The sequence below is a fragment of the Methylobacterium adhaesivum genome, assembly GCF_022179065.1.
In the GTDB taxonomy this organism is placed as follows: domain Bacteria; phylum Pseudomonadota; class Alphaproteobacteria; order Rhizobiales; family Beijerinckiaceae; genus Methylobacterium; species Methylobacterium adhaesivum.
Genome location: NZ_BPQD01000025.1, coordinates 18,257 through 44,551, shown reverse-complemented (window position 1 = coordinate 44,551; position 26,295 = coordinate 18,257). Strand labels below are relative to the sequence as shown.

The window sequence follows — 26,295 nt, the reverse complement described above, 5'->3', positions numbered from 1 at the left end:
CTCAACGCTTTTCGGCGCCTGTCCCGGACCCTGGAGTGATGACACGCCGATGATGGATGCCGCCACCCCGTGCCCGCCCGAAGCGCCGACGCGCTTCCGTCCGTCCGTACCGCGCCCCCTGCGCCAGGCCCCCGGGCTCCTCGCCTTCCTCAAGGCGGCACGGTCCAACCCCATCACCACCTGGCTCGACGACCACTTCGAGAAACCCGTGATGGCGGGGGACGGCGCCTTGGGCCGCGTCACCGTGGTGAGCGACCCGGCCCTCATCCGCTACCTCTACGTCGAGAACGCCGCCAACTACCGCAAGGACGATCTCCAGCGCCGCGTCCTCGCGCCGGGGCTGGGCAACGGCCTGCTCACGGCGGAGGACGAGGAGTGGAAGCTGCAGCGCCGCACCCTGGCGCCGATCTTCTCGGCCCGCCACGTCCTCGGCTTCGCCGAGCCGATGAACGCCGCCGGTGCACGCATCGCCCGGCGCCTCGCGCGCCGGGACGGAGCCACCGTCGACGCCGCCCTCGAGATGACCCGCGTCACCCTCGACGTCCTGGAACGGACGATCTTCACGCAAGGGTTGGCGAGCGACCCGGATGCCCTGGGCCGCGCCATCACGCGCTTCCTGGAGGCGGTTGGCCCCGTCGATCCTCTCGACGTGTTCGGCGTGCCGGGCTTCGTGCCGCGCATCGGACGCCTGCGGGCGCGCCCCGCCGTGCGCTTCTTCGCCGAGGTGGTGGATGCCTTGATCGACAAGCGTCGCGCCCTGATCGCATCCGGCACGGCGCCGACGGACCTCCTCACCCTTCTCCTCCAAGCCCAGGACCCCGAGACCGGAAAGGGCCTGACCGACCTCGAAGTGAAGGCCAACATCGTCACCTTCATCGCCGCCGGACACGAAACCACTGCCAACGCCCTGACCTGGGCGCTCTACTGCCTGTCGCAGGATGCGGGTGCGCGGGCGCGAATCGAGGCGGAGGTCGATGCCGTGTCGGAGGGCGAAGGGTTCGATGCCGAACGTCTCCCCTTCACCAAGGCCGTGATGGAGGAAACCATGCGGCTGTTCCCGCCGGTGCCGTTCCTCAGCCGGCAGGCCATCGCGGAGGATCGGATCGGGCGGATCAAGATCCCGCGCGGCTCCCTGGTGATGGTGGCGCCCTACGTGCTCCACCGCCACCGCACCCTCTGGGACGATCCCGCCGCCTTCGTGCCGGAGCGGTTCCTCGGGGAGGCGCGCAAGGCGATCCCGCGCTTCGCCTATCTGCCGTTCGGCGCGGGACCGCGCATCTGCATCGGCCAGAGTTTCTCTGTGCAGGAAGCCGTGATCGTCCTAGCCCACATCGTGCGGGCCGTGCGCCTATCCGTGCCGGCGGGTCACCCGCCGGTCACGCCCCTGCAGCGGGTAACACTACGGCCGGAGAACGGCCTTCGCCTCGACGTCGTGCGACGCGGCTGACGCTCAGCGCATCGGCTGACGCTCAGCTCTTCTTGCGGAACGCGTCGAGGCTCACGACCTCGGCGCCGGCCTCGCTGCCCTCGCCCTCGGCCTTCTTCGCGGGGGCGGGCTTGCCGACGGGTAGCTTCGCCGCCGCGGCCTTGTCCCCCTCGTCCGACGCCTTCTCGGCGGTCGCGGCGGGGCCGATCTTCGACAGGCCGGAGCCGATGGCTGCGAGACCCGTGCCCTTCGGCTTCATCTCGCTCGGCTCGGACGCGGCGCCCCGCGGGGCGGTCTTGCCCGTGGGAAGCGGCGTGACCTCGTCGTCCATGGCCTCGACGGCCTCCTCCATGCCTTCCGTCAGGTCGAACTTGAGGCCGAACTGCACGGAGGGATCGAAGAAGCCCGAGAGGGCGTCGAACGGCACCAGCAGGCGCTCGGGCACGCCGGAGAACGAAAGGCCGACCTCGAAGGTGTGCTCGTTGACGCTGAGGTCCCAGAACTGGTGCTGGAGCACGATGGTCATGTCCTGCGGGTACTTTTCCCGCAGGCGCTGCGACATCCGCACGCCGGGCGCCTCCGTCCGGAACGACACGTAAAAGTGATGCTCGCCGGCCAGCCCGTCGCGGGCGGCGTCGGTGAGGACTTTGCGCACGACACCCCGCAGGGCGTCCTGAACCAGTAGATCGTAGCGGATCAGATCGTCTGCCATCTGCGGTCGCTTATACCCGGTGCCTGGCCGCCGTCGCGCGCCCAAGGGCGCACCGGGGTCGGATGAAAATCGAGGGGAACCGCGTCGCGGGCGGTTCCGGTAGTCTGCCCGATCGGCCGCGGGCCTGTCTCCGAACCAGGTGCCCGTTCAGACCGCATCCGATGCGTCCAAAAGCCCGTGGTTCCGATGAAAGGCGCCGCGTACCGTCTCGGGGTCGGAGCGCTCCTCCGGCATGGGGAGCGCTCGTCGCCGTCGTCGGCGCTTCGGGCAGCGTGTCCAACATAGAGAGAGTCCGGCCGCTTTTGAAGCCCGATCCGCGCCTCCCGCCCGAACGTGAACACCCGAGCGCGGCCGGACGGTGGCGCACGATCGTGCGGGCCGGCCTCGCCGTGGTCGACATGGCCTTTCGCACCGCTCTTCTCCTCGGGTTCGCGAGCATCCTGGCTCTGGTCATCGTCCGAGTCGGGGCCGATTGGCTCGACGGGCTCGATCCGTTCTCCGCCGCCGGGCGCAGTCCCCTGCGACCGCGCCAGTTCGCCGCCCGCAGCCTCGTTCTCGACGTGATCCGCCAGGCACTCCTCGCGCTACTCGTCCTGGCCGCCGCCCGCATCCTGACGGGGCCGGATGTGCGCCGCACCCTGGCCCTGACAGCCCCGGACGGCTCGGGCCTTCGGTCCAGACCCCTCGCGTGGCTCCTCGTCGCCTGGCCCGTCGCGCATATCGCCTGGGTCACGGGAACGGGCGAGGCGTTCGGTGTCCCCGTCGCCCGCAACGCCACCCTGTCGCCGACCCTGCACGAGGCCGGGACGGTCCTGTGGCTCGTCAACGTCGTCCTGCTGGCGCCGGTGGCCGAGGAGTTGCTCATGCGCGGCCTCGTCTTCGCCCGGGGGCTGCGCGGCGCCGGCCCCGGCCTCACCGTCGCGACGACGGCCCTTCTGTTCAGCGCGGCCCACGTCTCTGAGTTCGGCCTCGCCCGGCCGGTCTCGCTCCTGCCCCTCGCCCTCGTCCTCGGCTGGCTGCGCTGGCGCACGGCCCGCCTGTGGCCCTGCATCGTGCTCCACGCCTGGAGCAATCTCTGCATGGTCGCCTGGATGCTCTCCCCGGTGGGATAGGGATCGTTAGGGACAAGCCCGCGGGAGATCGCGCGCCACCTCGCCTCGCCCCCGCGAACGCGGTATCCCGGAGCATCAGCCGGAGCCGCGATGCACGCCTATCATCAGCTACTCGAACGCATCCTGCAGGACGGCGTCCATAAGGACGACCGAACGGGCACGGGTACCCTGTCGGTGTTCGGCCACCAGATGCGGTTCGACCTGTCGGCCGGCTTCCCCCTGGTGACGACGAAGCAGCTGCACCTACGCTCCATCATCCACGAATTGCTGTGGTTCCTGACCGGCGACACCAACGTACGGGCGCTGCAGGCCAACGGCGTCACCATCTGGGACGAATGGGCGGACGCAAACGGCGACCTCGGCCCCGTCTACGGCCGGCAATGGCGCTCCTGGGCCAAGCCCGACGGCGGCAGCGTCGACCAGATCGCCTGGGTGCTCGACGAGATCAGCCGCAACCCGGATTCGCGCCGCCTCGTGGTCTCGGCCTGGAACCCGGCCGACCTCGACCGGATGGCGTTGGCGCCCTGCCACTGCCTGTTCCAGTTCTACGTCGCGAACGGGCGGCTGTCGTGCCAGCTCTACCAGCGCTCCGCCGACGTGTTCCTCGGCGTGCCGTTCAACATCGCAAGCTACGCCCTGCTGACGGCGATGATCGCGCAGGTCACGGGTCTTCAGCCCGGCGACTTCATCCACACCCTGGGCGACGCCCATCTCTACGTGAACCACCTCGACCAGGCCCGGCTGCAGCTGACGCGGGACGAACGACCCCTGCCGCGCCTCGTCCTCAACCCCGCCGTCACCTCCCTGTTCGACTTCCGGTTCGAGGACATCGCCATCGAGGGCTACGCGCCGCACCCCGCCATTCGCGCCCCGGTGGCCGTCTGATGGCCGATCCCCGCATCACCCTCGTGGCGGCCGTGGCGCGGAACGGCGTCATCGGCCGCGACAACGGCCTCATCTGGCGCCTGCGCAGCGATCTTCAGCGGTTCAAGGCCCTGACCCTCGGCAAGCCCGTGCTGATGGGACGCAAGACCTTCGATTCCATCGGCCGCCCCCTGCCGGGCCGGCGCATCCTCGTGCTGACCCGCGATCCCGCCTTCGCCGTTCCCGGTGTCGAGGTCGTGCACGATTGGGCGAGCGCCGTCGCGGCGGCGGAGCCTGCCGGGGAGCTGATGGTCGCGGGCGGGGCCGAGATTTACCGGCTCGCCCTGCCGCAGGCCGACCGGATCCATCTCACCGAAGTCGCCCTGGCGCCGGAGGGCGACACGGTGTTTCCGCCCCTGGACCGCACCGCCTTCCGCGAGACCCTGCGCGAGGCCCACCCGGCGGGCGAGCACGACGCGTGCGCCTTCAGCTTCGTCGATCTCGAACGGATCCCGTGAGGCGGGGTGCCGCCCGCGACCGATGGTGCAAAGGTTCCCTGGACCGGTTGTCTTTCGCCGGGGCGATGCCCAAATCCGCACCATGTCCGGGATCGGACACTTCGGGCGCCCGCGGCCCAACCTTGACAGGATGGCGGGTGGCCTCGCAGGTAAGCCAGATCGAGCGAGACCGTAGAACGCTTCTGTCCACGGGGTGAGGGACGGCCGGTTGACCCCTCGGGTGTCCGGCCGGACGGCGCGAGTGGGCTTCGTGCCAACGAGACTTTGCGCGGCGAACACGCTGCTGGAACGGGAGATATCGGCGAGCATGCCTTGGAGCAATCAGAGCGGCGGCGGTGGCGGCAACGGGGGAGGGCCCTGGGGCCGGGGCGGCGGCGGCAATGGCGGCGGGGGTGGCCCGTGGGGCAGCGGCGGCGGTGGCGGCGGTAAGACGCCCCAGGATCTCGAAGAGCTTCTCCGGCGCGGCCAGGACCGCCTGCGCGGCGTCATGCCGGGCGGCTCCATGGGTGGCGGACGCGGCATCCTGATCGCGGGCGGATTGTTGGTCGCCGGCTGGCTACTGACCGGCATCTATTCCGTGGCGCCGCAACAGGTCGGCATCGAGACGATCTTCGGCCGCTATCACGGCACCACGGGCCAGGGCCCGCATTACAACTTCCCCTATCCGATCGGGGCGGTGACGAAGCCGAATGTCGGTCAGGTCAACAGCATCCAGATCGGCTACCGCGCCGGCCCGCAGGGTCGCACGTCCGACAAGGCCGACGAGAGCCTGATGCTCACGGGCGACGAGAACATCGTCGATCTCGATTTCGAAGTGCAGTGGCGCGTCAACCCGCTCAAGGCCTCTGATTACGTGTTCAACCTCGAGAATCCCGAGGGCACGATCAAGTCCATCGCCGAGAGCGCCATGCGCGAGGTGGTGGGCCGCCGCAACATCCAGGCAATCCTCACCAACGAGCAGTCGAGCGTCGCCCAGGAGGTTAAGGAGATCACCCAGAAGGCGCTCGACGAATACGGCGCCGGTGTCCGTGTCGAGGTGGTGCAGCTCGTGGCGGTGAATCCGCCCCCCGAGGTTCGTCCCGCCTTCATCGACGTGAACGCCGCCCAGCAGGATGCCGAGCGCGCCCAGAACGAGGCCCGCACCTATGCGAGCCGCGAGGTGCCGCAGGCCAAGGGTAAGGCCGCGCAGATCGTGCAGGCGGCCGAGGCCTACAAGACGCAGGCGACGGCCGAGGCGACCGGTCAGGCCGCGCGCTTCCAGCAGGTCTACGAATCCTACAAGGTCGCCCCGGTGATCAGCCGCGAGCGCATCTTCCTCGAAACGATGGAGCGGGTCCTGGGCTCGGTCAACAAGGTGATCATCGACCAGAACGGAACCGGCGTGAACTCCGGCGCCGCCGGCGTCGTCCCCGTCCTGCCGCTCACGGAATTCGGCGCCCGCAGCACCGGTGGAGCCGCCAAATGAATAATCCCGCCCTGCGCACCGGCGCCCTCATCGCGGCAGCGGCCGTCGTGATCCTGCTCTACGCCTCAGTCTTCACCGTGGGTCAGATGCAGCAGGCTCTGGTCCTTCAGTTCGGCCGCGTGCGCGCCGTGCTGAACCAGACCGGCACCGACAGGCCCGGCCTGTACTTCAAGGTTCCGTTCATCGACAACGTCGTGCTGTTCGACAAGCGCGTGCTCGACCTCGACCTGCCGGTGCAGACCCTGCTCACGGCCGATCGGCAGAACCTCGAAGTCGACGCCTTCGCCCGCTACCGGATCATCGATCCCCTGAAGTTCTATCAGTCGGCCAACAACATCCTGCGGGCCAACACCCTACTCGCCAGCTTCACGAACTCGTCCCTGCGCAACGTCCTGGCTCGCTCCACGCGGGACGCCATCGTGCGGACCCAGCGCTCGGACCTGATGAACCAGATCCAGGGCGACGTGAACCGGCAGGCCAAGGAACTCGGCATCGAGATCGTCGACCTGCGCATGACCCGCGTCGATCTGCCGGCGCAGAACAGCACGGCCGTCTATCGGCGCATGACGACGGAGCGCAACCGCGAGGCCGCCGACATCCGCGCCAACGGCGATCAGATCGCCGCGACGATCAAGGCCAAGGCCGACCGCGACGTGACCGTGCTGCTCTCCGAGGCGAACCAGACGGCCGAGACCCTGCGCGGCCAGGGCGACGCCGACAAGAACCGCATCCTCGCCGTCGCGTACGGCAAGGACGCCGACTTCTTCAGCTTCTACCGCTCGATGCAGGCCTACGAGACCGGGCTGAAGGGCTCCGACACCCGCCTCGTCATCTCACCCTCGTCGGACTTCTTCCGCTACTTCAGCGATCCGCAGGGCCGCACGCCCGCCACCACGGGGCGGACCGGGGCGGATGCAGGAGCGACGGGTTCGGTCGGTCGCTGAGCACGACCACCTGCCCTGCGACACCAAATCCACGGCCGGCACACCAGTGCCGGCCGTTCTCATGTGGGCCGTCTCCTCTTGATCGCCGCCGCCGGGGGACGATCTAATCACAACGTTTCAGCCAAGAGGTCGATCATGGATTCCGTCGTGCGCGCCGATTCGGCGCTCCGCCTGCGAGCGCTGCGCCGCACCCTATCCTCGGTCCTCATCGCAGCCACCGTCGCCACGTCCGTGAGCGTGACCGGCCTGTCGCAGCCGGCCTTCGCCAAGGGACCGGAATCCCTGGCGGACCTCGCCGATCAGGTGACGGATGCCGTGGTGAACATCTCGGCCTCCACCACCGTCGAGGCCCGGCCCAGCGCCCGTGGCGGTCCGCAGCTTCCGCCCGGCACCCCGTTCGAGGATCTGTTCGAGGAGTTCTTCAACAAGCGCGGCGGACGCGGTGGCGGTGGCGGCGACGGTGAATCACCGCGCCAACAGTCACGCAAATCGAACTCGCTGGGCTCCGGCTTCATCATCGACGCCTCGGGCATCGTCGTGACGAACAACCACGTCATCGGCGACGCCAACGACATTCAGGTCATTCTCCACAACGGCACCAAGCTGAAGGCCGAAATCATCGGCAAGGACCCGAAGATCGACCTCGCCGTGCTCCGGGTGAAGCCCGAAGCCGACAAGCCCCTCAAGGCCGTGCCGTTCGGCGATTCCGAAAAAATGCGGCCGGGCGACTGGGTCATCGCCATCGGCAACCCGTTCGGTCTCGGCGGCTCGGTCTCGGCCGGCATCGTCTCGGCACGCGGGCGCAACATCGAGTCGGGTCCCTACGACAACTACATCCAGACGGATGCGGCCATCAACAAGGGCAATTCCGGCGGTCCGCTGTTCAACATGAACGGCGAGGTCATCGGCATCAACACGGCGATCCTGTCGCCGACAGGCGGCTCCGTCGGCATCGGGTTCGCCGTGCCCTCGGCCACCGCCTCGCAGGTCATCGACCAGCTGCGCGAGTTCGGCGAGGTCCGGCGCGGCTGGCTCGGCGTGCGCATTCAGAACGTGGACGACGCCACGGCGGAGGCGCTCGGCCTCAAGGGTGGTGCGCGTGGCGCCCTCATCGCCGGCGTCGACGAGAAGGGTCCGGCCAAGGTGTCGGGTCTCGAGGTCGGCGACGTGATCGTGAAGTTCAACGGCACGCCGGTGAAGTCGTCGAGCGACCTGCCGCGCATCGTCGCCGCTACCCCCGTCGGCAAGGTCGTCGAGGTGCTGGTGGTGCGCAAGGGCGCCGAGACCACGAAGTCCGTGACTCTCGGGCGCCTTGAGGACAACGAGAAGCCGCAGCTCGCCAATGCCCGCCAGCCGGAGGCCGAGAGCAGCGTACGCCAGGCGTTGGGCCTCAACCTCTCGAACCTCAACGACGATCTGCGCCGCCGTTACGGCATCAAGGACGGGCTCAAGGGTGTCGTCGTCATGCGGGTCGATCCGAACTCGACGGCGGCCGACAAGCAGATCAAGCCCGGCGAACTCATCGTCGAAGTCGGTCAGGAGCCGGTCACCACCCCGGCCGAGGTGACGAAGCGCGTGGAGCAGCTGCGCAAGGAGAACCGCAAGTCGGTGCTCCTCATGGTGGCGAGCGCCTCGGGCGACGTCCGCTTCGTGGCGCTCGGCCTCGACTGACCCGCACCACGCCGAACCGTCGAACCACAGGCCGTCGCCCCTCCGGGGCGGCGGCCTTACCGTTTCAATTGACGAACTCGCTCGCGGCATATCCTTGAAGGTAGAGGAGCGCGGTAAGGTCGCCGTGGTCGATGCGGACCTGCGCGGCGGCGGCCACGGCGGGCTTTGCCCGGAAGGCGACGCCGAGACCGGCCTCACCGATCATGTCGAGGTCGTTGGCCCCGTCTCCCACCGCCAGGGTCTCGGCCCGATCGAGGCCGAAGCGGCTGCGCAGGGTCGTCAGGGTCGCGCGCTTCATCGCCTTGTCGACGATGGGCTCGCGGACGGCACCGGTGAGACGACCCGCGGCCACCTCGAGGGTCGTCGCGTGGGCCTCGTCGAACCCGATCCGCTCGGCCACCGGCCCCGTGAACAGGGTGAAGCCGCCCGACACGAGGCAGGTGTGGGCTCCGTGGGCCTTGAGCGTCTGCACGAGGGTACGGGCGCCCGGCATCAGGCTGATGCGCTCGGCGATCAGGGTGTCGACAACGCTCACGGGCATGCCGCGCAGGAGGGCGACGCGCTCGCGCAAGGCGGGCCCGAAGGCGATGTCGCCCCGCATGGCACGCTCGGTGATGGCCGAGACTTCCGCCCTGAGGCCGATGGTGTCGGCGAGCTCGTCGATGCATTCCTGCTCGATCATCGTCGAGTCCATGTCGGCGAGGAACAGGCGCTTGCGCCGGTGCGGGCCGGCCGGCAGCACGGCGACGTCGAACGGCTCCGCCGCGAAGGCCGCCCGCAGGCGCCTGGACAGGGCGGGGGCATCGGCGGGGTCGCCCGGCACGAGCAGCTCGGCGGCGACCTCCCCGTGCAGGGTCCGCGGCTGATGATCGGTGCGCAGGACCCGGCGGGTCTCGGCCAGGACCGCATCGGTGATGGCGGGGCGCGCGGGGTTTGCTATCAGGATCGCGACGAGGGACATCCGGGAGCTTCCACGCCTTGCCGCCGGTCACGGACATAGCACAGGGGGAGGGTCGGCCGGCGGCCATCCTCATCGCAGGGCCGACCGCCTCGGGCAAGTCGGGCCTCGCCGCCGCCCTGGCGCGGCAGTTTCAAGGCGTGGTGATCAACACCGATTCGATGCAGGTCTACGCCGACCTGCGTCGCCTCTCCGCCCGCCCGAGCGCGGCGGAGGAAGCTACTGCCCCGCACCGCCTCTACGGGCACGTCGACGGCGCGATCAACTATTCGGCCGGGCACTTCGCTCGGGAGGCCACGGGCCTGCTCGCCGAGGTCACGCGCGAAGGATTTCTGCCGATCTTCGTCGGCGGCACCGGCCTCTACTTCCGCGCCCTGGAGGAGGGGCTGTCGGACCTGCCACCCGTTCCCGATGCCGTGCGGGCCGCGGTCCGAACGGGCGCCGAGGGGCGTGCGACGGAGGCCCTGCATGCCGATCTCGAGGCCCGCGATCCCCAGGGCGCCGAAACCCTGCGGCCGAGCGACCGCGCCCGGATCCTGCGCGCCCTGGAGATCTTCGAGGCGACGGGCCGGCCCATCGCGGCCTTCCAGGGGCATCGGATCCCCGGCCCCCTGGCGGGCCTGCCGCTCCTGAAACTGTTCCTCGCCCCCGAGCGCGACACCCTGCGGGCCGCCATCGACGCCCGGTTCGAGGCGATGATCGCCGACGGCGCCCTCGACGAGGTCGCGGCCCTGCGCGAGCGCCGCCTCGACCCGCTGCTGCCGATCATGCGCGCCCACGGCGTGCCCGGCCTCATCGCCCACCTCGACGGGACCCTCGACCGCGCGGAAGCGATCCGGCGCGGTCAGGCCGACACGCGCCGCTACGCCAAGCGTCAGTTCACCTGGTTCCGCCACCAGATGGGCCCCGACTGGACCTGGACCGCCCCCGAGGCGGCCCTGGCGCTGGCCGAGGCCAGGCTCACTTCTCCAGGCGAGCGATGAGGCTCGACGTGTCCCAACGCCGGCCGCCCATGCCCTGCACATCGGCGTAGAACTGATCGACCAGGGCCGTTACGGGGAGCCGCGCACCGTTGCGGCGGGCCTCCGCCAGGAGGATGCCGAGGTCCTTGCGCATCCAATCGACGGCGAAACCGAAATCGAATTTTTCAGCGTTCATGGTCCGGCCGCGATTCTCCATCTGCCAGGAACCGGCGGCGCCCTTCGAGATCACGTCCAGCACCGCCTCGACGTCGAGGTCCGCGCGCTTGGCGAAGTGGATCGCTTCGGCCAAGCCCTGGACCACGCCCGCGATGGCGATCTGGTTGACCATCTTGGTGAGCTGACCCGACCCGGAAGGGCCCATGAGGCGGCTCGCCTTGGCGAAACTCAGGATCGCCGGCTCGACCCGGGCGTACGTCTTAGGCTCGCCGCCGCACATCACCGTGAGGGCCGCCTTCTCGGCGCCGGCCTGACCGCCGGAGACGGGGGCGTCGATGAAATGAATCCCGGCTGCCTGCGCCGCCTCGGCGAGTTCACGGGCGACCTCGGCCGAGGCGGTGGTGTGGTCGACGAAGACCGCGCCCTTCTCCATGCCGGCGAAGGCACCGTCCGGCCCCAGGGTCACGCCGCGCAGATCGTCGTCGTTACCGACACAGGCGAAGACGATCTCCTGTCCCCGGGCCGCCTCGCGCGGCGTCGGCGCCGAGGCCCCGCCATGCGCCGTCACCCACGCCTCGGCCTTGGCCGTCGTGCGGTTGTAGACGGTGACGGCGTGCCCCTTCTTCGCGAGGTGCCCGGCCATCGGCCCACCCATCACACCAAGGCCCAGGAACGCGACCTTCGCCATCATCCGTCTCCCACGTCCGTTTCGAGAATGGACTGGGGTCTAGGTTCGATGAACCGAGGGGTCAAACAGCCGAGAAGGGTCAGCCCCCGGTGACGCTCATGTGGCGCGGCACCGCCGCCGGGCGGGCGCGCTCAATGACGAAGTCGTGGCCCTTGGGCTTGCGGGCGATGGCGTCGATCACCGCCTGGGTCACAAGGGCGTCGTCGGGAGAAGCGCGGAGCGCCGCGCGCAGATCGGCCGCGTCCTCCTGGCCAAGGCACATGTAGAGCTGGCCCGTGCAGGTGAGGCGGACGCGGTTGCAGCTCTCGCAGAAATTATGGGTCAGGGGCGTGATGAAGCCGAGGCGCCCACCGGTTTCGGCGATGCGCACGTAGCGCGCCGGGCCGCCCGTGCGGTCGGGCAGGGGGATCATGGTGTAGCGGCTCTCCAGGCGAGCGCGCGCCACCGACAAGGGCAGGAACTGGTCCGTGCGGTCCCCCTCGATCTCGCCGAGCGGCATCACCTCGATGAGGGTCATGTCCATATCGTCGCCATGCGCCCAGGCGATCATGTCGGCGATCTCGTCCTCGTTGACGCCTTTCAGCGCCACGGCGTTGATCTTGACCTTGATCCCGGCTTTCCGCGCCGCCGCGATGCCGTCGAGCACCACCTTGAGGTCGCCGCGCCGGGTGACGGCGCGGAATTTGTCGGGGTCGAGGGTGTCGAGCGAGACGTTGACGCGCCGGACGCCGAGGTCGGCGAGTTCGGGCGCGAAGCGGCCGAGCTGCGTCCCGTTCGTCGTCATCGTCAGCTCTTCCAGCGCCCCCGTTCCGAGGTGGCGCGACAGGCGGCGGAACAGGTGCATGATGTCGCGCCGCACCAACGGCTCACCGCCGGTGATCCTCAGCTTGCGCACGCCCCGCCCGATGAACACGGCGCAGAGGCGGTCGAGTTCCTCCAGGCTGAGCAGATCGCGCTTGGGCAGGAAGTTCATGTCCTCGGACATGCAGTAGACGCACCGCAGGTCGCAGCGGTCCGTGACCGAGATCCGCAGGTAGGTGATTGCCCGCTGGAACGGATCGATCAACGGAGCGGCGGCGGGCGCGGCATCGTCGGCGGTGCGGGGACCCCACATGCGGGACTCTGTACTCGGCTGAGGGGAAAGCACTGGCGTTTGGTCGCGTGACGAACCTAGCATGAAAACGCATATGAGGTCTTGCACCCGTACGGGCAAGCGCGCACCGGGGGTGACGCGTGCGCACGCCGGGCCAAGCGACCCGTCTCAGGAGCCAGTCATGACCCAACAGGCCTCCCCATCCGCCCAGGCGCCGGAGCGTTGGCCGACGGAGATCCGGCTGTCCGGCGACAAGCGCACCCTGAACGTCGCCTTCGAGGATGGCGGGCGCTTCGCCCTCCCGGCCGAATACCTGCGGGTGTCGAGTCCGTCCGCCGAGGTGCAGGGCCATTCGCCCGCCGAGCGCAAGGTCATCGGCGGCAAGCGCGAGGTCGCGATCCTGAACGTCGAGCCCGTGGGCAACTACGCCGTCAAGCTCACCTTCGACGACATGCACGACACCGGCCTGTTCGGCTGGGGCTATCTGTACGATCTCGGCCGCGAGTACCGGAACCGCTGGGCGACCTACCTGTCGGAGCTGGAGGAGCGCGGCCTGTCGCGCGATTCCACCGTGAAGCCCGCCAAGGCCGGCGGCGGCGGAAGCTGCGGCAGCGGGTGCGGCTGCCACTAGGGCGACCGGTGAGCATCCGCGGCGCCCATCCCGCGCCGGCCACGAGCCGGCGCGTCCTCGCCCTCGCCCTGCCGATGACGGTGGCCAACGTCACGACGCCGCTGCTGGGCTTCGTCGGCGCGGCGGTGATCGGGCGTCTGGGTGACGCCGCGCTGCTGGGCGCCATTTCCCTGGGGGCGGTGATCTTCGACGCGATCTTCTGGTCGTTCGGGTCCCTGCGCATGGCCACCGCCGGGTTGACGGCCCAGGCCGTCGGCGCCCGCGACGGCGCCGAGGTCGACCGCACCCTGGCGCGGGCCCTGGCCGCCGGCCTCCTCGTCGGCGTGGCAATCGTAATCCTGCAGGTGCCTATCGGGCGGGGCGCCTTCGCGGTGAGCGGGGCGAGCCCGGCGGTGATCGCGGGACTGTCCGACTATTTCCACATCCGCATCTTCGCCGCCCCCTTCACCCTGGCGAACTACGCGATCCTGGGCTCGGTGCTGGGCCGGGGCCGCACGGATCTTGGGCTCGTGCTCCAGATCGCCATCAACTGCGTCAACATCGTCCTCACCCTCATGCTTGTGCTCGGGGCCGGGATGAGCGTGGCGGGCGCCGGCCTCGCGACCCTCCTGGCGGAAGCGGCCGGCACCGGGCTCGGCCTCGTGCTCCTCGCCCGCCTCGGTTCGCATCCCTTCGCCGTACCGCTGCGCGTCGTCGCCGATCCCCTGGCGCTCGCGCGGATGCTGAGCGTCAACGCCGACGTGATGATCCGGACGCTGTTGCTCGTCGCCTGCATCGCCGCGTTCTCGGCGCTCGGCGCCCGCTCGGGCGACGTGGTGCTCGCGGCCAACGCCGTCCTGTGGAATCTCTTCATGATCGGCGGGTTCTTCCTCGACGGCTTCGCGACGGCCGCCGAGACCCTGTGCGGCCAGGCCGTGGGCGCCCGCGACGCGGACGGCTTCCGACGTGCCGCCCGCCTCAGCCTCGTCTGGTGCCTCGCCTTCGGGGCCGCCATCGCGGGCGCCTTCCTCGTCGTGGGCCACCCCTTCATCGATGCCGTGACCACGAGCCCCGAGGTCCGCGAGATGGCGCGGATCTACCTCGTTCCGGCGGCCCTCGCCCCATTCGTCGCCGCGCTGCCCTTCGCCTTCGACGGGATCTATATCGGCGCCACCTGGACCCGGGCGATGCGCAACCTCATGGTCGCCGCCACGGCGGGCTACGCCCTCGCGCTCCTGGCCTTCCATGAACTCGGTCTCGGCAATGCCGGACTGTGGGCCGCCTTCCTGATCCTCCTGGGCGGGCGCGGCATCGGACAGGCCTTGGCCTATCCGGGTCTGGCGCGGCGGACGTTTTCCCCAACGGCGGACGCCTACCTCACGCCGGGCGTACACCAGCAGACCTGATCGGCGCCGTGCGCCTGTACTGTCGAAAAGCAAGATCAAGCTCAACTCAAAACTCACTTGGAACGGAGAATTGCTTCACAAGCGCCAGGCAACTCCGGCAATCCTGCTGATTAGAATGATTCCGATATGCTAACGCGACGAAGAAGCCTCTTTGCTTGCCTTCGCGACTGGTCTACGCGCTGAGCAATCCTGCGCGAGATCATCATGACCGCCCGATCCCTGTTTTACCGATTCCTGCCGTCCCTCGTCCTCGCGGGCGCCCTCGCCGGGCCCGTCGCCGCCGTGGCGAAGGAGATTCCCATCGGGCCGCACGTGGTCCAGAACGGCCTCGAAGTCGCCGCCGTCTATCTCCAGCCCATCGAGATGGACCCGCCGGACATGATGCGCGCCGCGGCTCAATCCGATCTCCACCTCGAAGCCGATATCCGGGCCGCCAAGGACAACCGCAATGGATTCGCCGAGGGCGACTGGGTGCCGGCGCTCGCCGTGTCGTTCGAGCTGACGAAGCTCGAGGGCGACGCCGCGACGGGACCGAAGGTGAGCGGCACCCTGATGCCCATGGTGGCCAATGACGGGCCGCATTACGGCGACAACGTCAAGCTGTCGGGCCCGGGCCGCTACCGCCTCAAGCTCACCGTGGCGCCCCCCGGTCCGAATCAGCATTTCGGCCGCCACGTCGACAAGGAGACGGGGATCGCCGAGTGGTTCAAGCCGTTCGACGTGACCCAGGACTTCACCTTCGCGGGGATCGGCAAGAAGGGGGCGTACTGATCGTGGGTCGGATCGCTTACGCCTTCGCACTCGCGGCCCTGGTTCTCGGTGGCCCGGCCCGCGCCGAGGACATGCCGGTCATCAAGGTCGAGATGCGCGACGGGACGATCATCCCCGACGTGATCGAAGTGCCGGCTAATACCCGGTTCAAGCTCGAGATCTCGAACACCGGCAAGAGCCCGGCGGAGTTCGAGAGCACCGAACTCAAGCGCGAGAAGGCGCTCGCCGCCGGGGCCACGTCGGCCATCGTGTTCCGGACCCTGGATCCCGGCCGCTACGACGTGTTCGACGATTTCCATCCGGACGCCAAAGCCACCCTGGTGGCGAAATAGACTTCAGAAGGCTTTTCATGGCGGCATCCGCCTCCATCACACCGGGCGAGGCCTGGGTCGACGCCAAGCTGGCCGACCTCGGCCAATGGCTCCAGCGCCATGGCGGCGTAATCCGCACGATCCAGTGGATCGTCGTGGCGATCTACCTCGTCCTCGTGGCGGTGCCGGCCTTCCTGCCACTGCCCGGCCGCACCGCCCACCTGTGGAACGACCTGACTGTGTTCGCCCAGTTCGCGTTCTGGGGCATCTGGTGGCCATTCGTACTCGTGAGCATGGTGGTGGTGGGACGCGCCTGGTGCGGCATCCTCTGCCCAGAGGGCGCGCTGACGGAATTCGCCAGCCGCTGGAGCCTCGGGCGCGCCGTGCCGCGCTGGCTCAGCTGGGGCGGCTGGCCGTTCGTCGCGTTCGCCGGCACCACGGTCTACGGCCAGATGGTCAGCGTCTACGGCTATCCGAAGCCCGTGCTCGCAGTGCTGGGCGGCTCGACGCTGGCGGCCATCGTCATCGGCCTGCTCTACGGCCGCAACAAGCGGGTGTGGTGCCGCTACCTCTGCCCCGTGAACGGCGTGTTCGCGGTGTTGGCAAAGCTCGCACCCATCAGTTTCCAGGTGGATCACGCCGCCTGGGCCGCCTCGCCGAAGCCGAAAGGGGAGAGCTTCAACTGCGCCCCCCTGGTGCCGGTGAAGACCATGAACGGAGCCGGCGCCTGCCACATGTGCGGACGCTGCTCCGGCTATCGCGGCGCCGTGCGCCTCGCACGCCGCTCGCCCACTCACGAAATCGTCCACGTCGCCGGCAACGAGCCGAGCCTCGACCAGACCGCCCTGATCCTGTTCGGCATGATGGGTCTCGCCGTCGGGGCATTCCAGTGGTCGTCGAGCCCGTGGTTCATCGACGCCAAGCAGTGGCTCGCCACGGCCCTCGTCGAGGGCGGAATCAGTTGGCCCCTGGAGACCACCCTGCCGTGGTTCGTCCTCACCAACTACCCCGAGCACAACGACGTCCTTACCCTCCTCGACGGGGTACTGCTGCTGGCCTACATCGCCGCCACGGCCCTCGTTCTCGGCCTGTCGCTCTCCGGGTTCGTCGCCCTCGGCACCCGCGCCCTCGGCGCCTGGTCGTGGCGGCATTTTCACCACCTTACCCAGACGCTGATCCCCGTGGCGGGCTGCGGCGTGTTCCTGGGCCTGTCGGCCCTGACCGTGACCTTCCTACGGGGGGACGGCTTCGTCGTCCCCTACGTCTCGGAGCTGCGCGGCGGCCTTCTTCTCGGCTCCGGCCTGTGGAGCACGTGGCTCGCCTGGCGCGTCACCGGGCTCTACGCGGTGGGCTCCCGCCGAATCGCCGCGACTTTCGCCATCGCGGCCGCCTGCGGCCTCTCCGTCTTCGGCTGGGTGCTGCTGTTCTGGATCTGGTAACCGGCGCTTTCGGCGCTCACACGAAGGAAACCCGCGCATGATCGGCGCTTTCGTCATCGCCTTCCGCGAGGTCATCGAGGCCGGCCTCATCATCGGCATCGTCATGGCGGCGACGCGCGGCATCGCCGGACGCGGCCGCTGGATCGGGCTCGGCATCCTCGGGGGCCTTGCCGGAGCCGCCCTCATCGCCCTGTTCGCGGAAAAGATCTCGGACGCCTTCGAGGGCGCCGGACAGGACATCCTCAACGCCGCCGTGCTCATCGTCGCGGTGCTGATGCTCATCTGGCACAACACCTGGATGAGCAAGCACGGCCGGGAACTCGCCGGTGAGCTGCGCGCAACGGGCGACAAGGTCCGCACCGGGCAGACCACGGCGGCGGCGCTCGCCCTCGTCGTGGGGGCAGCGATCCTGCGGGAGGGCGCCGAGCTCGTGCTGTTCCTCTACGGCCTCGTGGCGTCGGGCACCTCGGGCCTCGACATCCAGTTCGGGGCGCTGGCGGGTGTCGCCGTCGGAGCCGCCGTGTCGGGCGTGAGCTATTTCGGCCTCGCGGCAATCCCGACCCGCTACGTGTTCTCGGTGACGAGCGCCCTCATCATCTTCCTCGCCGCGGGCCTTGCCTCGCAGGCAGCCCAGTTTCTCCTCAATGCCGGCGTCGTCACGGTTCTCGACAGGCCCCTGTGGAACACGGCTTCGGTCCTGCGCGAGGACAGCCTCGCGGGCCGCGTGCTCCATGCCCTCGTCGGCTACACGGACCGGCCGAGTGTGCTGCAGGGCGTGGTCTATCTCGGCACCATCCTGGTCATGATCGCCCTGATGCAATGGTCGTCGGCCGACAAGCGCCGGCAGCTACGCACGGCCTGATCGGCCATGCACCTCGATCATCCCCTCGATGCTCCGGCGGCGGACACGATCGCCTTCGACACGTTCCTGCAGGTGGATATCCGGGTCGGCACCATCGTGACGGCCGAGCCGTTTCCGGAAGCACGCAAGCCGGCCTGGAAGCTCGTCATCGATTTTGGCGCCACCATCGGCCTCAAGCGGTCGAGCGCGCAGATCACCGAGCATTACCGGATCGAGGATCTGCCCGGGCGGCAGGTCGCCGCCGTGGTTAATCTGCCGCCGCGCCGGATCGGACCGTTCCTGTCCGAAGTGCTGACCCTCGGCTTTCCGGATGCGGACGGCGCGGTGGTGCTGTTCGCGCCCGACCGAGCGGTGCCCAACGGCGGCCGCCTGTTCTGATCTACCGGCGTGGGGGCGCGGCCGCGATCCACCGGTCGAGGCGCGTGGTCAGGTCCGCCGAATCGCCCGCGAGGGCCACCAGCTTCTGGCGGGCCGTCTCGCCCGAGACGATGCGGATGTCGCGCCGCCGCAGATCGAGGGCGTCGGCGAGGTAGGCAACGAGGGCCGCATTGGCAGCGCCCTCCACGGGCGGGGCTGCGACGCGGAGCTGCACGGCCGACCGCCCGTCGGCCCCAATCACGAGACCGTCGAGGCCGGTGCGGCTGGCACGCGGCGTGAGCCGGACGGCGAGTCGGACGCCGTCCGGACCGGACGTCCAGGGCAGGGGTGTCGTCACAGCTCGCCGGTGAGGAACTGCGCCCGGCCGTGACCGAAGGACCAGTCCTCGTCGCTGTTGACCATGCACGAGACCATCACGTCGGACGGCGCGATGCCACAGGCGGCCTCGAGCTTCTCCGTCAGCAGCCGGTAGAAGTCCTGCTTCGACTCCTTCGAGCGCGGCCGGGTGAAGACCTGCACCACCACCATGTCCCGCGTGCGGGGGATGCCGAGGCCCGTATCCTCGACGATCATCCGCGACGGCTTGTGCTCGGTGACGATCTGATAACGGTCGCCCGCCGGAACCTTGAAGGCCTCCAGCATGGCCTCGTGAGCGGCGTCGAGGAGGGTCTTCAGCTCGGCCTCGGTGCGGCCTTCGAGGAGGTCGAAGCGGATCAGCGGCATGGCATTCTCGGAGTTGGTCGAAGGACGGCGAAGGACGGCCGCCGGAATCCGTTCTAGCGCAACCCGCGCCGGGATCGAACGTCGCAACGGCCTGGGTGTCAGTGCGACGGGGTGCCCCGGCGGCGATGTTGCATTAAGGTGCGCGAAAATTCACGGGAACCCTCGATGTCCGACCTCCGCCTCCGCCGCAGCGTCCTGTACATGCCCGGCTCGAACCAGCGTGCCCTGGAGAAAGCCCGGACCCTCGCGGCCGATTCGCTGATCCTCGATCTCGAGGATGCGGTTGCGCCCGAGGCCAAGGAGATCGCCCGCGAGCAGGTCTGCGCGGCGGTGAAGGAAGGTGGCTACGGCAACCGCGAGATCATCATCCGGGTCAATGCCCCTCAGACCCCCTGGGGTGAATCCGACCTCAAGGCGGCCATCGAGGCCCGGCCCGACGCCATCCTGATGCCGAAGGTGTCCTCGCCGGCCGTGCTGGAGAGCATTGCCAACCACCTCGAGGCCCTCGAAGCGCCCGAGAGCATCGCCGTCTGGGCGATGATCGAGACGCCCGCCGCCATCCTCAACATCCAGGAGATCGCCAAGGCCCGGCGCGACCGGCGCACACGGCTCGCCTGCTTCGTGCTCGGCACCAACGATCTCGCCAAGGACACCTGGGCCCAGCTCGTGCCCGGCCGCGTGCCGATGCTGCCCTGGATGATGTTCACCCTCGCGGCCGCCCGTGCCGAGGGTCTGACCATCCTCGACGGCGTCTGGAACGACATCGGCGACGTCGACGGCTGCCGGGCCGAGTGCCAGCAGGCCCGCGACCTCGGCTTCGACGGCAAGACCCTGATCCACCCCAATCAGATCGAGCCGGCCAACACCTGCTTTGCCCCCTCCGAGGAGGAGGTGCGCCGCGCCCGCATCGTCATCGAGGCGTTCGACAAACCCGAGAACCTGAAGCGCGGCGCCATCAAGATCGAGGGCCGCATGTACGAGCGCCAGCACATCGGCATGGCGCGCCGCGCCGTGAACTGGTCGGAGGCCATCGCGGCCAAGGGACAATAATAAGGGCGGACCCGCCATGCGCTGAAGCGCGGAACGGGAGTGGGGAAGCCGGGCTTTCCCCGCTGACGGCGCGCCGCGTGGCGGCGCGCTCCCACAAGGACCCAGCCCCGCATGAGCCCGATCCTCGAACCCTACACCCTCGGCGACCTCGCCCTGAAGAACCGCGTTGTCATGGCGCCGCTCACCCGCAGCCGTTCGTCGCGCGAGGGCGTGCCACCGGATTTCGCCGTCGACTATTACGCCCAACGTGCCAATGCGGGCCTGATCATCTCCGAGGCGACGAACATCTCGCCTCAGGCCGTGGGCTACGCCCTGACGCCCGGAATCTGGACCGATGCTCAGGTGGAGCGCTGGAAGACGGTCACCGCCGGCGTCCACGCCAATGACGGACTCATCTTCCTGCAGCTGTGGCACACGGGCCGCATCTCGCACCCGGACGTGCAGCCGAACGGCGATCTGCCCGTCGCCCCCTCGGCCCTGAAGCCCGAGGGCATGGCCTTCACCGAGAAGGGCATGCAGCCCCACGTCACCCCGCGCGCCCTGGAGACGGACGAGATCCCCGGTATCGTCGAGGATTACCGAAGGGCCGCCGAGAACGCCAAGGCGGCCGGCTTCGACGGCGTCGAAATCCACTCGGCCAACAACTACCTCCTCGAACAGTTCGTGCGCGATTCCACCAACCACCGCACCGACCAGTACGGCGGCTCCATCGAGAACCGCCTGCGGTTTCCGCTCGCCGTGGTGAAGGCGGTGACGGACGTCTGGGGCGGCCAGCGCGTCGGCATCCGCCTGTCCCCGGCCACCACCGAGCCCGGCAAGACGGCCCTGGACAGCGATCCGAAGGCGACCTTCGGCGCCTATGTCGAGGCCCTCAACGGGTTCGGCCTGCTCTACGTCCACACCATCGAGGGCGTGACCCAGCAGACCCGCGACGTGCCGGACGAAGTCGATTTCGGGCAGATCCGCGAGCGCTTCAAGGGCGCCTATATCGGCAACAACCAGTACACACTGGACCTCGCCAAGAAGGACCTCGCGGAGGGCCGCGCCGACCTGTTCAGCTTCGGCCGCCCCTACATCGCCAATCCGGACCTCGTGGAGCGCCTGCGCACGGGAGCTCCGCTCGCGGAGGCCCCGAAGGCGTACTGGTACGGCGGCGGCGCCAACGGCTACTCGGATTGGCCGGGCATGAACGGACCGGTGGCGATCAAACGGTAGAGCGTTCGTGCCATTCGCCCTCACCCCGCGCGGGGTGGGGGGACTGTATCGGCCACGATGGTGTCGTGACGCTGTACGCGTTGCGCGCAAGACGTCATACAGTCACCGGCTGATCCGTTCGGTGATGTGGTGAAACGCGGGTCCCCACACCTTCCAGGAGAGGGAGCCCGTCTTGCCCGCGCGATCCGAAGCGATCAAGCGGCGAAAGTATCAGCCGTGGAGATGGTCCAGGACGGCACGGCCCGTCTCCGTGACCGCGTAGCGCGTGCGCTGGGTGCGGGGCACGCGCTCGATCACCGTGAGGAACGCGGCCTCTCCTACCAGGGTCTCCACCGCCCGCAGCACGAGGGCGTGCTCCACCCCGAAGATTTTGGCGAAGCTGCGGGAATCCTGCGCAAGGTCGAGGTGCAGGGCGGCCAGCACCCCGGCTTCCAGGATGGAGAGGCCAGGCTGCAGGGCGGCGACGGAGTCCGTCACCGCCAGGAAGGTTTCCGCGTCGGCGGGCGGTTCGCTCACGCGGCGGCCGGCGCGCGGAGTTGCACCATCACCGACTTCGAGGTCGGCGTGTCGCTGCCTTCGCCGAAGGTGGAGAGGGGCACGAGGACGTTGAGTTCCGGGTAGTACCCGGCGAGTGACCCGCGCGGCATGTCGAAGGGCACGAGGCGGAAGCCCTCCGCCACGCGGGTGACGCCGTCCTGATGGTTGCCGACGATGTCGACCCGGTCGCCGGTGAGGGCCCGGATCTCGGCGAGGTCGTCGGGATGGGCGAACACCACGCGGCGCTCGCCGTAGACCCCGCGATAGCGGTCGTCCATGCCGTAGATGGTGGTGTTGTACTGGTCGTGGCTCCGGAAGGTCTGGAGCACGAAGGTGCCCGGCGCCTTGCCGGCCCGCTGGTGCTCCGTGGCCTCGGGCAGGCGATCGGCCGAGAAGTTGGCAAGCCCCGTCGGCGTCTCGAAATTGCGCTCGGCGGCGAGATTGCGAAGCATGAAGCCGCGCGGACGGCGCACCCGGACGTTGTAGCCGGAGAAGCCCGGAATCGTGCGCTCGATGCAGTCGCGGATACGGTCGTAATCCTGCGCGAGCCCGGCCCAGTCGACCTTGCTCGAGCCGACGGTGGCTTCCGCCATGCCGGCGATGATGGCGATCTCGGAGAGCAGGTGCTTCGAGGCCGGCTTGTTGATGCCGCCCGAGCCGTGGACCATGCTCATGGAATCCTCGACCGTGACGATCTGGATCTTGCCCTCCGGGTTGCGGTCGATCTCCGTGCGGCCGAGGCAGGGCAGGAGATAGGCGACGCGCCCCGGCACGAGGTGCGAGTGGTTGAGCTTCGTCGCGATGTGGACGGTGAGGTCGCAGGAGGCCAGCGCTTTGGCGACGAGGGCCGTGTCCGGCGTGGCGCGAGCGAAGTTGCCGCCGAGGCCGATGAAGGCCTTCGACGAGCCGTCCAGCATGGCGCCGATGGCGGCGATGACGTTGTGGCCGTGATGGCGCGGCGCCGCAAAGCCAAATTCCGCCTCAAGGGCGTCGAGGAGGGTAGCAGGCGGCTTCTCGTTGATGCCCACCGTGCGGTCGCCCTGCACGTTGGAATGGCCGCGCACGGGGCACAGGCCCGTGCCAGGGCGCCCGACATGGCCGCGCAGGAACAGCACGTTGGCGAGTTCGCGAACCGTCGCGACGGAATGCCGGTGCTGGGTCACGCCCATGGCCCAGGTGCAGATCACCTTGTCGGCGCCGAGATAGACCTCGGCCGCCACCTCAATGTCGGCGCGGCTCAGGCCGGACTGGTCCTCGATGGCCTCCCAGGTGGTGGCGTCCACCACGGCGCGGTAGGCCGCGAGGCCATCGGTGTGGTGGGCGAGGAACGCGCGGTCGAGGACGGAAGGCTTGCCGGCGGCCAGCGCCGCGTCGTCGGCGGCAAACACCGCCTTGGCGATCCCGCGGAAGGCCGCCATGTCGCCGCCCAGACGCGGCTGGTAATAGTGGCTCGCCACCGGGGCGCTCGCCCCGCGCAGCATCTCGACGGTGTTCTGCGGGTCGGCGAAGCGTTCGAGGCCGCGCTCGCGCACGGGGTTGAACACCACCACGCGGGCGCCGCGCGTCGCGGCCTTGCGCAGGTCGCCGAGCATGCGCGGATGGTTGGTACCGGGGTTCTGCCCCACGACGAAGATCGCGTCGGCCTTCTCGAAATCCTCGAGCAGCACCGTGCCCTTGCCGATGCCGATGGCGGCCTGGAGGGCCACGCCGCTGGCTTCGTGGCACATGTTCGAGCAGTCGGGGAAGTTGTTGGTGCCGTAGTGCCGGGCGAACAGCTGATAGAGGTAGGCGGCCTCGTTGGAGGCGCGGCCGGAGGTATAGAACTCGGCCTGATCCGGGGAGGAGAGGGCGCGCAGGCTCGCGCCGATGGCGGCGAAGGCGTCCGCCCAGGTGGTGGGCACGTAGCGGTCCGATGCCGCGTCGTAGCGCATCGGGTGGGTCAGACGGCCCTCGCCCTCGAGGGCATAGTCGGTCCAGCCGCGCAGTTCGCTCACGGTGTGCTTGGCGAAGAATTTCGGCGGCGTGCGCTTGTCGGTGGCTTCCCACGATACCGCCTTGACGCCGTTCTCGCAGAACTCGAACGACGAGCCGTGGGCGGGGTCGCCCCAGGCGCAGCCCGGACAATCGAATCCGTCGGGCTGGTTGGCCTTGAGCATGGCCCGGGCGCCCGAGAGCGGCGCGCGGCTGCCGAGCAAGTGCTTGCCACAGCTTTTCAGCGCGCCCCAGCCGCCGGCGGCGGACGAACGCTTCGGGGTCGCGACCGGGTGATCCATGAATGATCCTGGCTGAAAATCGATGAGGCCGTGCCGGCCTTCGTCACCGCTGAGGTACCGCACCGCACACCGGGCCCTCAATCGCGTGAAAACGCAGGCCAGTCATGCGCTTGCTTGGGATTAATTTTCTCCTGTGGCCGGTTTCGTACGAGTTAAGAACCGCGGTGCCGCACGCAGGTGAGGTATGCACTGGCAAGGGGGGCCAAGCCTCGATGACGGAGGACCTGTGAAGATGCGGACCCCGGTACGGGTGAGTGCGGCCATCGCTGTCGGGATCGCCGTGGCCCTCGCGGTCATGGCGCACGACCGGCAGCGGGGCATCGAATGGGCGATCTCGCCCGAGCAGATCGCGGATGCGCAAGGTGCCGGCAAACCCGGCGTCGAGACCGGTCCCGGCCAGTTCGCGCGCCTGCCCGTCGCCAGCGAGGGCGCCGATCTCCTGCCGGTCAAATGGGGACTGATCGGCCTGTTCGCGGCCTGCGTCGTGCTCGTGGGAACCGGCCACCGGGGTCGGCTCCGGCTCTGACGGTTTTCATCGCAACAGTCCCCGCTCTCCGCATGGGCGGAGGGCGCGAGGCCGGTTCAATCCGCCATCGCCGCCAAGGACCTGGCCTCGCGGCCGACGAACCCGGCGAGGCTGTCCGCCCCCTCGGCCGCCATGCGGGCGACGAGACCGGTTTTGATGGCGTCAATCAAACCCGGCCCCTGATAGACGAGGGCCGAATAGAGCTGCAGCAGGCTCGCGCCGGCAAGGATCTTGGTCCAGGCCGCCTCCGTTGAGTCGATGCCGCCGACGCCCACGAGGGGGATCCGCGATCCGACCCGCAGATAGGTCTGCGCGAGGAGGCGGGTCGCGGGCCTGAACAGGGGGCGGCCCGACAGGCCGCCGGTCTCGCGGGCCAGGGCCGCCCCCGCCAGGGTGGCGGGCCGGGCGATGGTGGTGTTGGAGACGACCAGCGCCTGGACGCCGCGCCGAAGGGCCGTGGCCGTGATGGAGTCGAGGGCCTCGAGGGTGATGTCGGGGGCGATCTTGAGCAGGATCGCCGTCTCGGGATGGACGGCGTCGCGGGTCTCCACCACCCGCGCCAGGAGCTCGTCGAGGAACGCCTCGCCCTGGAGGTCGCGCAGGCCCGGCGTGTTGGGCGACGACACGTTCACGGTGACGAAGTCGACGAGCGGCGCCAGCGCGCGGGTGCAGGCGACGTAATCGGCGAGGCGGTCCGTCGCCTCCTTGTTGGCGCCGATGTTGACGCCGATCCGGCCCGGCCGCCCCCGGCGGGCGGCGAGGCGGCGGCGCACCACGTCCAGGCCCTCGCTGTTGAGGCCGAACCGATTGATGACGGCGCCATCACGCGGCAGGCGGAACACCCGGGGGCTCGGATTGCCGGGTTGGGCGAGGGGGACGACGCCGCCGACCTCGACAAAGCCGAACCCGAGCCCGAGGAGCGCGTCGGGCACCTCGGCCCCCTTGTCGTAGCCCGCCGCGAGACCGACGGGATTGGGAAAGCGCCGCCCCAGGATCTCGACGGCAAGGCGTGCATCGTCGACGGGCAAGCGGCGGGGCGGCAGCAGGCACAGGCCGCGGATCGTGAGGTTGTGCGCCGCCTCCGCGTCGAGGCGGTGCAGCAGCGGTTTGGCCAGGGGAAACAGGGCGCCGATCATGCGGCACCTCCGAACCCTTGCGGGAACGCATGGCGCCCGTCCGCCCCGATCGGCAGGTCATGGACCGCGCGCACGGCGGCGAGGGGTAGATCGCCGTAGAGGTGGGGAAACAGGTCGCCGCCCCGCGAGGGCTCGAAGCGCAGCGCCGCACCGAGGGCTTCTGCATCAACGGCGACGAGCACGAGATCCTGCACGGCCGAGAAGTGCCGCGCTGCCGTCTCGGCGGCCTGGAGCGCGGTGGAGAAGTGAATGAAGCCGTCGGCCACATCGACGGGGGCCCCGGTGAAGCGCCCCCGAGCCTCGGCGGCCGCCCAGAGATCCCGCGGGCAGATCTTGTAGACGAGGGACATCCGGTCTCCTTGGCGCAGTGTCGCTGGCCCGGCGATAGAGCGGCGGCCCGGACCAAGCAACCGCCGAAAGCAATGACCGAGGGCGACCGCCGAGCCGCGCATGAACCGGCCGATTCCC

At 69.4% G+C, this 26,295-nt stretch carries 28 protein-coding genes; 18 read left to right on the top strand and 10 right to left on the bottom strand.

Features of this window, described 5'->3' with window-relative positions; all coding sequences use genetic code 11:
- Positions 1 to 49 precede the first annotated feature (49 nt).
- Positions 50 to 1,447 (top strand): cytochrome P450, encoded by a 1,398-nt coding sequence (locus tag MFF01_RS16590; protein WP_238227137.1) that lies wholly within the window; start codon positions 50 to 52, stop codon positions 1,445 to 1,447.
- 22 nt (positions 1,448 to 1,469) lie between these two features.
- On the opposite strand, the gene MFF01_RS16585 is transcribed toward MFF01_RS16590, so the two are convergent.
- Positions 1,470 to 2,138 carry an SspB family protein gene (locus MFF01_RS16585; RefSeq protein WP_238227136.1) on the bottom strand — a complete coding sequence of 223 codons (669 nt, stop codon included), beginning with the start codon at positions 2,136 to 2,138 and terminating at the stop codon, positions 1,470 to 1,472.
- A 371-nt stretch (positions 2,139 to 2,509) separates the two neighbouring features.
- On the opposite strand from MFF01_RS16585, the gene MFF01_RS16580 reads away from it, so the two are divergent.
- From MFF01_RS16580 to MFF01_RS16555, 6 genes are all read left to right on the top strand, one after another.
- Positions 2,510 to 3,250 (top strand): CPBP family intramembrane glutamic endopeptidase, encoded by a 741-nt coding sequence (locus tag MFF01_RS16580; protein WP_238227135.1) that lies wholly within the window; start codon positions 2,510 to 2,512, stop codon positions 3,248 to 3,250.
- Between the two features lie 90 nt (positions 3,251 to 3,340).
- On the top strand, positions 3,341 to 4,135 hold the full coding sequence (locus MFF01_RS16575; RefSeq protein WP_238227134.1) for a thymidylate synthase: 795 nt from the start codon (positions 3,341 to 3,343) through the stop codon (positions 4,133 to 4,135).
- Positions 4,135 to 4,632 carry a dihydrofolate reductase gene (locus MFF01_RS16570; RefSeq protein WP_238227132.1) on the top strand — a complete coding sequence of 166 codons (498 nt, stop codon included), beginning with the start codon at positions 4,135 to 4,137 and terminating at the stop codon, positions 4,630 to 4,632. Before MFF01_RS16575 ends, MFF01_RS16570 begins: the two co-directional genes overlap by 1 nt.
- A gap of 307 nt (positions 4,633 to 4,939) precedes the next feature.
- Positions 4,940 to 6,097 carry an FtsH protease activity modulator HflK gene (gene hflK, locus MFF01_RS16565; protein WP_238227130.1) on the top strand — a complete coding sequence of 386 codons (1,158 nt, stop codon included), beginning with the start codon at positions 4,940 to 4,942 and terminating at the stop codon, positions 6,095 to 6,097.
- The gene (gene hflC, locus MFF01_RS16560; protein WP_238227128.1) at positions 6,094 to 7,041 is read left to right on the top strand and encodes a protease modulator HflC; all 948 of its coding nucleotides are present in this window, start codon (positions 6,094 to 6,096) and stop codon (positions 7,039 to 7,041) included. The genes hflK and hflC overlap by 4 nt, the downstream gene beginning before the upstream one ends.
- Positions 7,042 to 7,176: 135 nt before the next feature.
- Positions 7,177 to 8,712 carry a Do family serine endopeptidase gene (locus tag MFF01_RS16555; protein WP_238227127.1) on the top strand — a complete coding sequence of 512 codons (1,536 nt, stop codon included), beginning with the start codon at positions 7,177 to 7,179 and terminating at the stop codon, positions 8,710 to 8,712.
- Positions 8,713 to 8,776: 64 nt separating this feature from the next.
- On the opposite strand, the gene serB is transcribed toward MFF01_RS16555, so the two are convergent.
- Positions 8,777 to 9,673, bottom strand: coding sequence for a phosphoserine phosphatase SerB (serB, locus tag MFF01_RS16550; protein ID WP_238227126.1), 897 nt, complete (start codon positions 9,671 to 9,673; stop codon positions 8,777 to 8,779).
- A gap of 17 nt (positions 9,674 to 9,690) precedes the next feature.
- On the opposite strand from serB, the gene miaA reads away from it, so the two are divergent.
- Positions 9,691 to 10,653, top strand: a complete 963-nt coding sequence (miaA, locus tag MFF01_RS16545) for a tRNA (adenosine(37)-N6)-dimethylallyltransferase MiaA (protein ID WP_238227125.1) — start codon at positions 9,691 to 9,693, stop codon at positions 10,651 to 10,653.
- On the opposite strand, the gene MFF01_RS16540 is transcribed toward miaA, so the two are convergent.
- Positions 10,631 to 11,497, bottom strand: a complete 867-nt coding sequence (locus MFF01_RS16540) for an NAD(P)-dependent oxidoreductase (RefSeq protein WP_238227275.1) — start codon at positions 11,495 to 11,497, stop codon at positions 10,631 to 10,633. The genes miaA and MFF01_RS16540 overlap by 23 nt on opposite strands.
- A 79-nt stretch (positions 11,498 to 11,576) precedes the next feature.
- Positions 11,577 to 12,611, bottom strand: coding sequence for a GTP 3',8-cyclase MoaA (moaA, locus tag MFF01_RS16535; RefSeq protein WP_238227124.1), 1,035 nt, complete (start codon positions 12,609 to 12,611; stop codon positions 11,577 to 11,579).
- Between the two features lie 160 nt (positions 12,612 to 12,771).
- On the opposite strand from moaA, the gene MFF01_RS16530 reads away from it, so the two are divergent.
- The 7 genes from MFF01_RS16530 (at position 12,772) to MFF01_RS16500 (ending at position 18,367) form a co-directional block, all read left to right on the top strand.
- A complete protein-coding gene (locus MFF01_RS16530; protein ID WP_238227123.1) occupies positions 12,772 to 13,221 on the top strand; it encodes a gamma-butyrobetaine hydroxylase family protein in 450 nt (149 codons plus the stop codon).
- A 74-nt stretch (positions 13,222 to 13,295) separates the two neighbouring features.
- A complete protein-coding gene (locus tag MFF01_RS16525) occupies positions 13,296 to 14,606 on the top strand; it encodes an MATE family efflux transporter (RefSeq protein WP_238227274.1) in 1,311 nt (436 codons plus the stop codon).
- 204 nt (positions 14,607 to 14,810) lie between these two features.
- The gene (locus MFF01_RS16520) at positions 14,811 to 15,377 is read left to right on the top strand and encodes an iron transporter (RefSeq protein ID WP_238227122.1); all 567 of its coding nucleotides are present in this window, start codon (positions 14,811 to 14,813) and stop codon (positions 15,375 to 15,377) included.
- Positions 15,378 to 15,379: 2 nt separating this feature from the next.
- Positions 15,380 to 15,709 carry a cupredoxin domain-containing protein gene (locus tag MFF01_RS16515; RefSeq protein ID WP_238227120.1) on the top strand — a complete coding sequence of 110 codons (330 nt, stop codon included), beginning with the start codon at positions 15,380 to 15,382 and terminating at the stop codon, positions 15,707 to 15,709.
- Between the two features lie 17 nt (positions 15,710 to 15,726).
- Positions 15,727 to 17,127, top strand: a complete 1,401-nt coding sequence (locus MFF01_RS16510) for a 4Fe-4S binding protein (RefSeq protein ID WP_238227119.1) — start codon at positions 15,727 to 15,729, stop codon at positions 17,125 to 17,127.
- Positions 17,128 to 17,164: 37 nt separating this feature from the next.
- Positions 17,165 to 17,989 carry an FTR1 family iron permease gene (locus MFF01_RS16505; protein ID WP_238227117.1) on the top strand — a complete coding sequence of 275 codons (825 nt, stop codon included), beginning with the start codon at positions 17,165 to 17,167 and terminating at the stop codon, positions 17,987 to 17,989.
- A gap of 6 nt (positions 17,990 to 17,995) precedes the next feature.
- Positions 17,996 to 18,367, top strand: a complete 372-nt coding sequence (locus tag MFF01_RS16500) for a tRNA-binding protein (protein WP_238227115.1) — start codon at positions 17,996 to 17,998, stop codon at positions 18,365 to 18,367.
- A 1-nt stretch (position 18,368) separates the two neighbouring features.
- On the opposite strand, the gene MFF01_RS16495 is transcribed toward MFF01_RS16500, so the two are convergent.
- Both MFF01_RS16495 and MFF01_RS16490 read right to left on the bottom strand, forming a co-directional pair.
- Positions 18,369 to 18,704: a DUF167 domain-containing protein gene (locus tag MFF01_RS16495; RefSeq protein WP_238227114.1), complete on the bottom strand. Its 336-nt coding sequence runs from the start codon at positions 18,702 to 18,704 to the stop codon at positions 18,369 to 18,371.
- Positions 18,701 to 19,090: a tautomerase family protein gene (locus MFF01_RS16490; RefSeq protein ID WP_238227113.1), complete on the bottom strand. Its 390-nt coding sequence runs from the start codon at positions 19,088 to 19,090 to the stop codon at positions 18,701 to 18,703. Before MFF01_RS16490 ends, MFF01_RS16495 begins: the two co-directional genes overlap by 4 nt.
- Before the next feature lie 165 nt (positions 19,091 to 19,255).
- Between MFF01_RS16490 and MFF01_RS16485 the strand changes: the two genes are divergently transcribed.
- Both MFF01_RS16485 and MFF01_RS16480 read left to right on the top strand, forming a co-directional pair.
- Positions 19,256 to 20,140 (top strand): HpcH/HpaI aldolase/citrate lyase family protein, encoded by an 885-nt coding sequence (locus MFF01_RS16485; RefSeq protein WP_238227112.1) that lies wholly within the window; start codon positions 19,256 to 19,258, stop codon positions 20,138 to 20,140.
- Between the two features lie 111 nt (positions 20,141 to 20,251).
- Positions 20,252 to 21,355, top strand: a complete 1,104-nt coding sequence (locus MFF01_RS16480) for an alkene reductase (RefSeq protein ID WP_238227111.1) — start codon at positions 20,252 to 20,254, stop codon at positions 21,353 to 21,355.
- A gap of 210 nt (positions 21,356 to 21,565) precedes the next feature.
- Here the strand turns inward: MFF01_RS16480 and MFF01_RS16475 are convergent, their stop codons facing one another.
- Positions 21,566 to 21,871, bottom strand: a complete 306-nt coding sequence (locus tag MFF01_RS16475; RefSeq protein ID WP_238227110.1) for a hypothetical protein — start codon at positions 21,869 to 21,871, stop codon at positions 21,566 to 21,568.
- Complete coding sequence (locus MFF01_RS16470; protein ID WP_238227109.1) at positions 21,868 to 24,165, bottom strand: FdhF/YdeP family oxidoreductase; 2,298 nt, start codon at positions 24,163 to 24,165, stop codon at positions 21,868 to 21,870. Before MFF01_RS16470 ends, MFF01_RS16475 begins: the two co-directional genes overlap by 4 nt.
- A 232-nt stretch (positions 24,166 to 24,397) precedes the next feature.
- Here MFF01_RS16470 and MFF01_RS16465 point away from each other — a divergent pair, with 232 nt between their 5' ends.
- Positions 24,398 to 24,691: a hypothetical protein gene (locus MFF01_RS16465; protein ID WP_238227108.1), complete on the top strand. Its 294-nt coding sequence runs from the start codon at positions 24,398 to 24,400 to the stop codon at positions 24,689 to 24,691.
- A gap of 56 nt (positions 24,692 to 24,747) precedes the next feature.
- On the opposite strand, the gene MFF01_RS16460 is transcribed toward MFF01_RS16465, so the two are convergent.
- Together MFF01_RS16460 and MFF01_RS16455 are read right to left on the bottom strand one after the other, a co-directional pair.
- Positions 24,748 to 25,827: a quinone-dependent dihydroorotate dehydrogenase gene (locus tag MFF01_RS16460; RefSeq protein WP_238227107.1), complete on the bottom strand. Its 1,080-nt coding sequence runs from the start codon at positions 25,825 to 25,827 to the stop codon at positions 24,748 to 24,750.
- Entirely contained in the window at positions 25,824 to 26,177 is a 354-nt protein-coding gene (locus tag MFF01_RS16455; protein ID WP_238227104.1) for a DUF952 domain-containing protein, read from the bottom strand. Before MFF01_RS16455 ends, MFF01_RS16460 begins: the two co-directional genes overlap by 4 nt.
- Between the last annotated feature and the right edge of the window lie 118 nt (positions 26,178 to 26,295).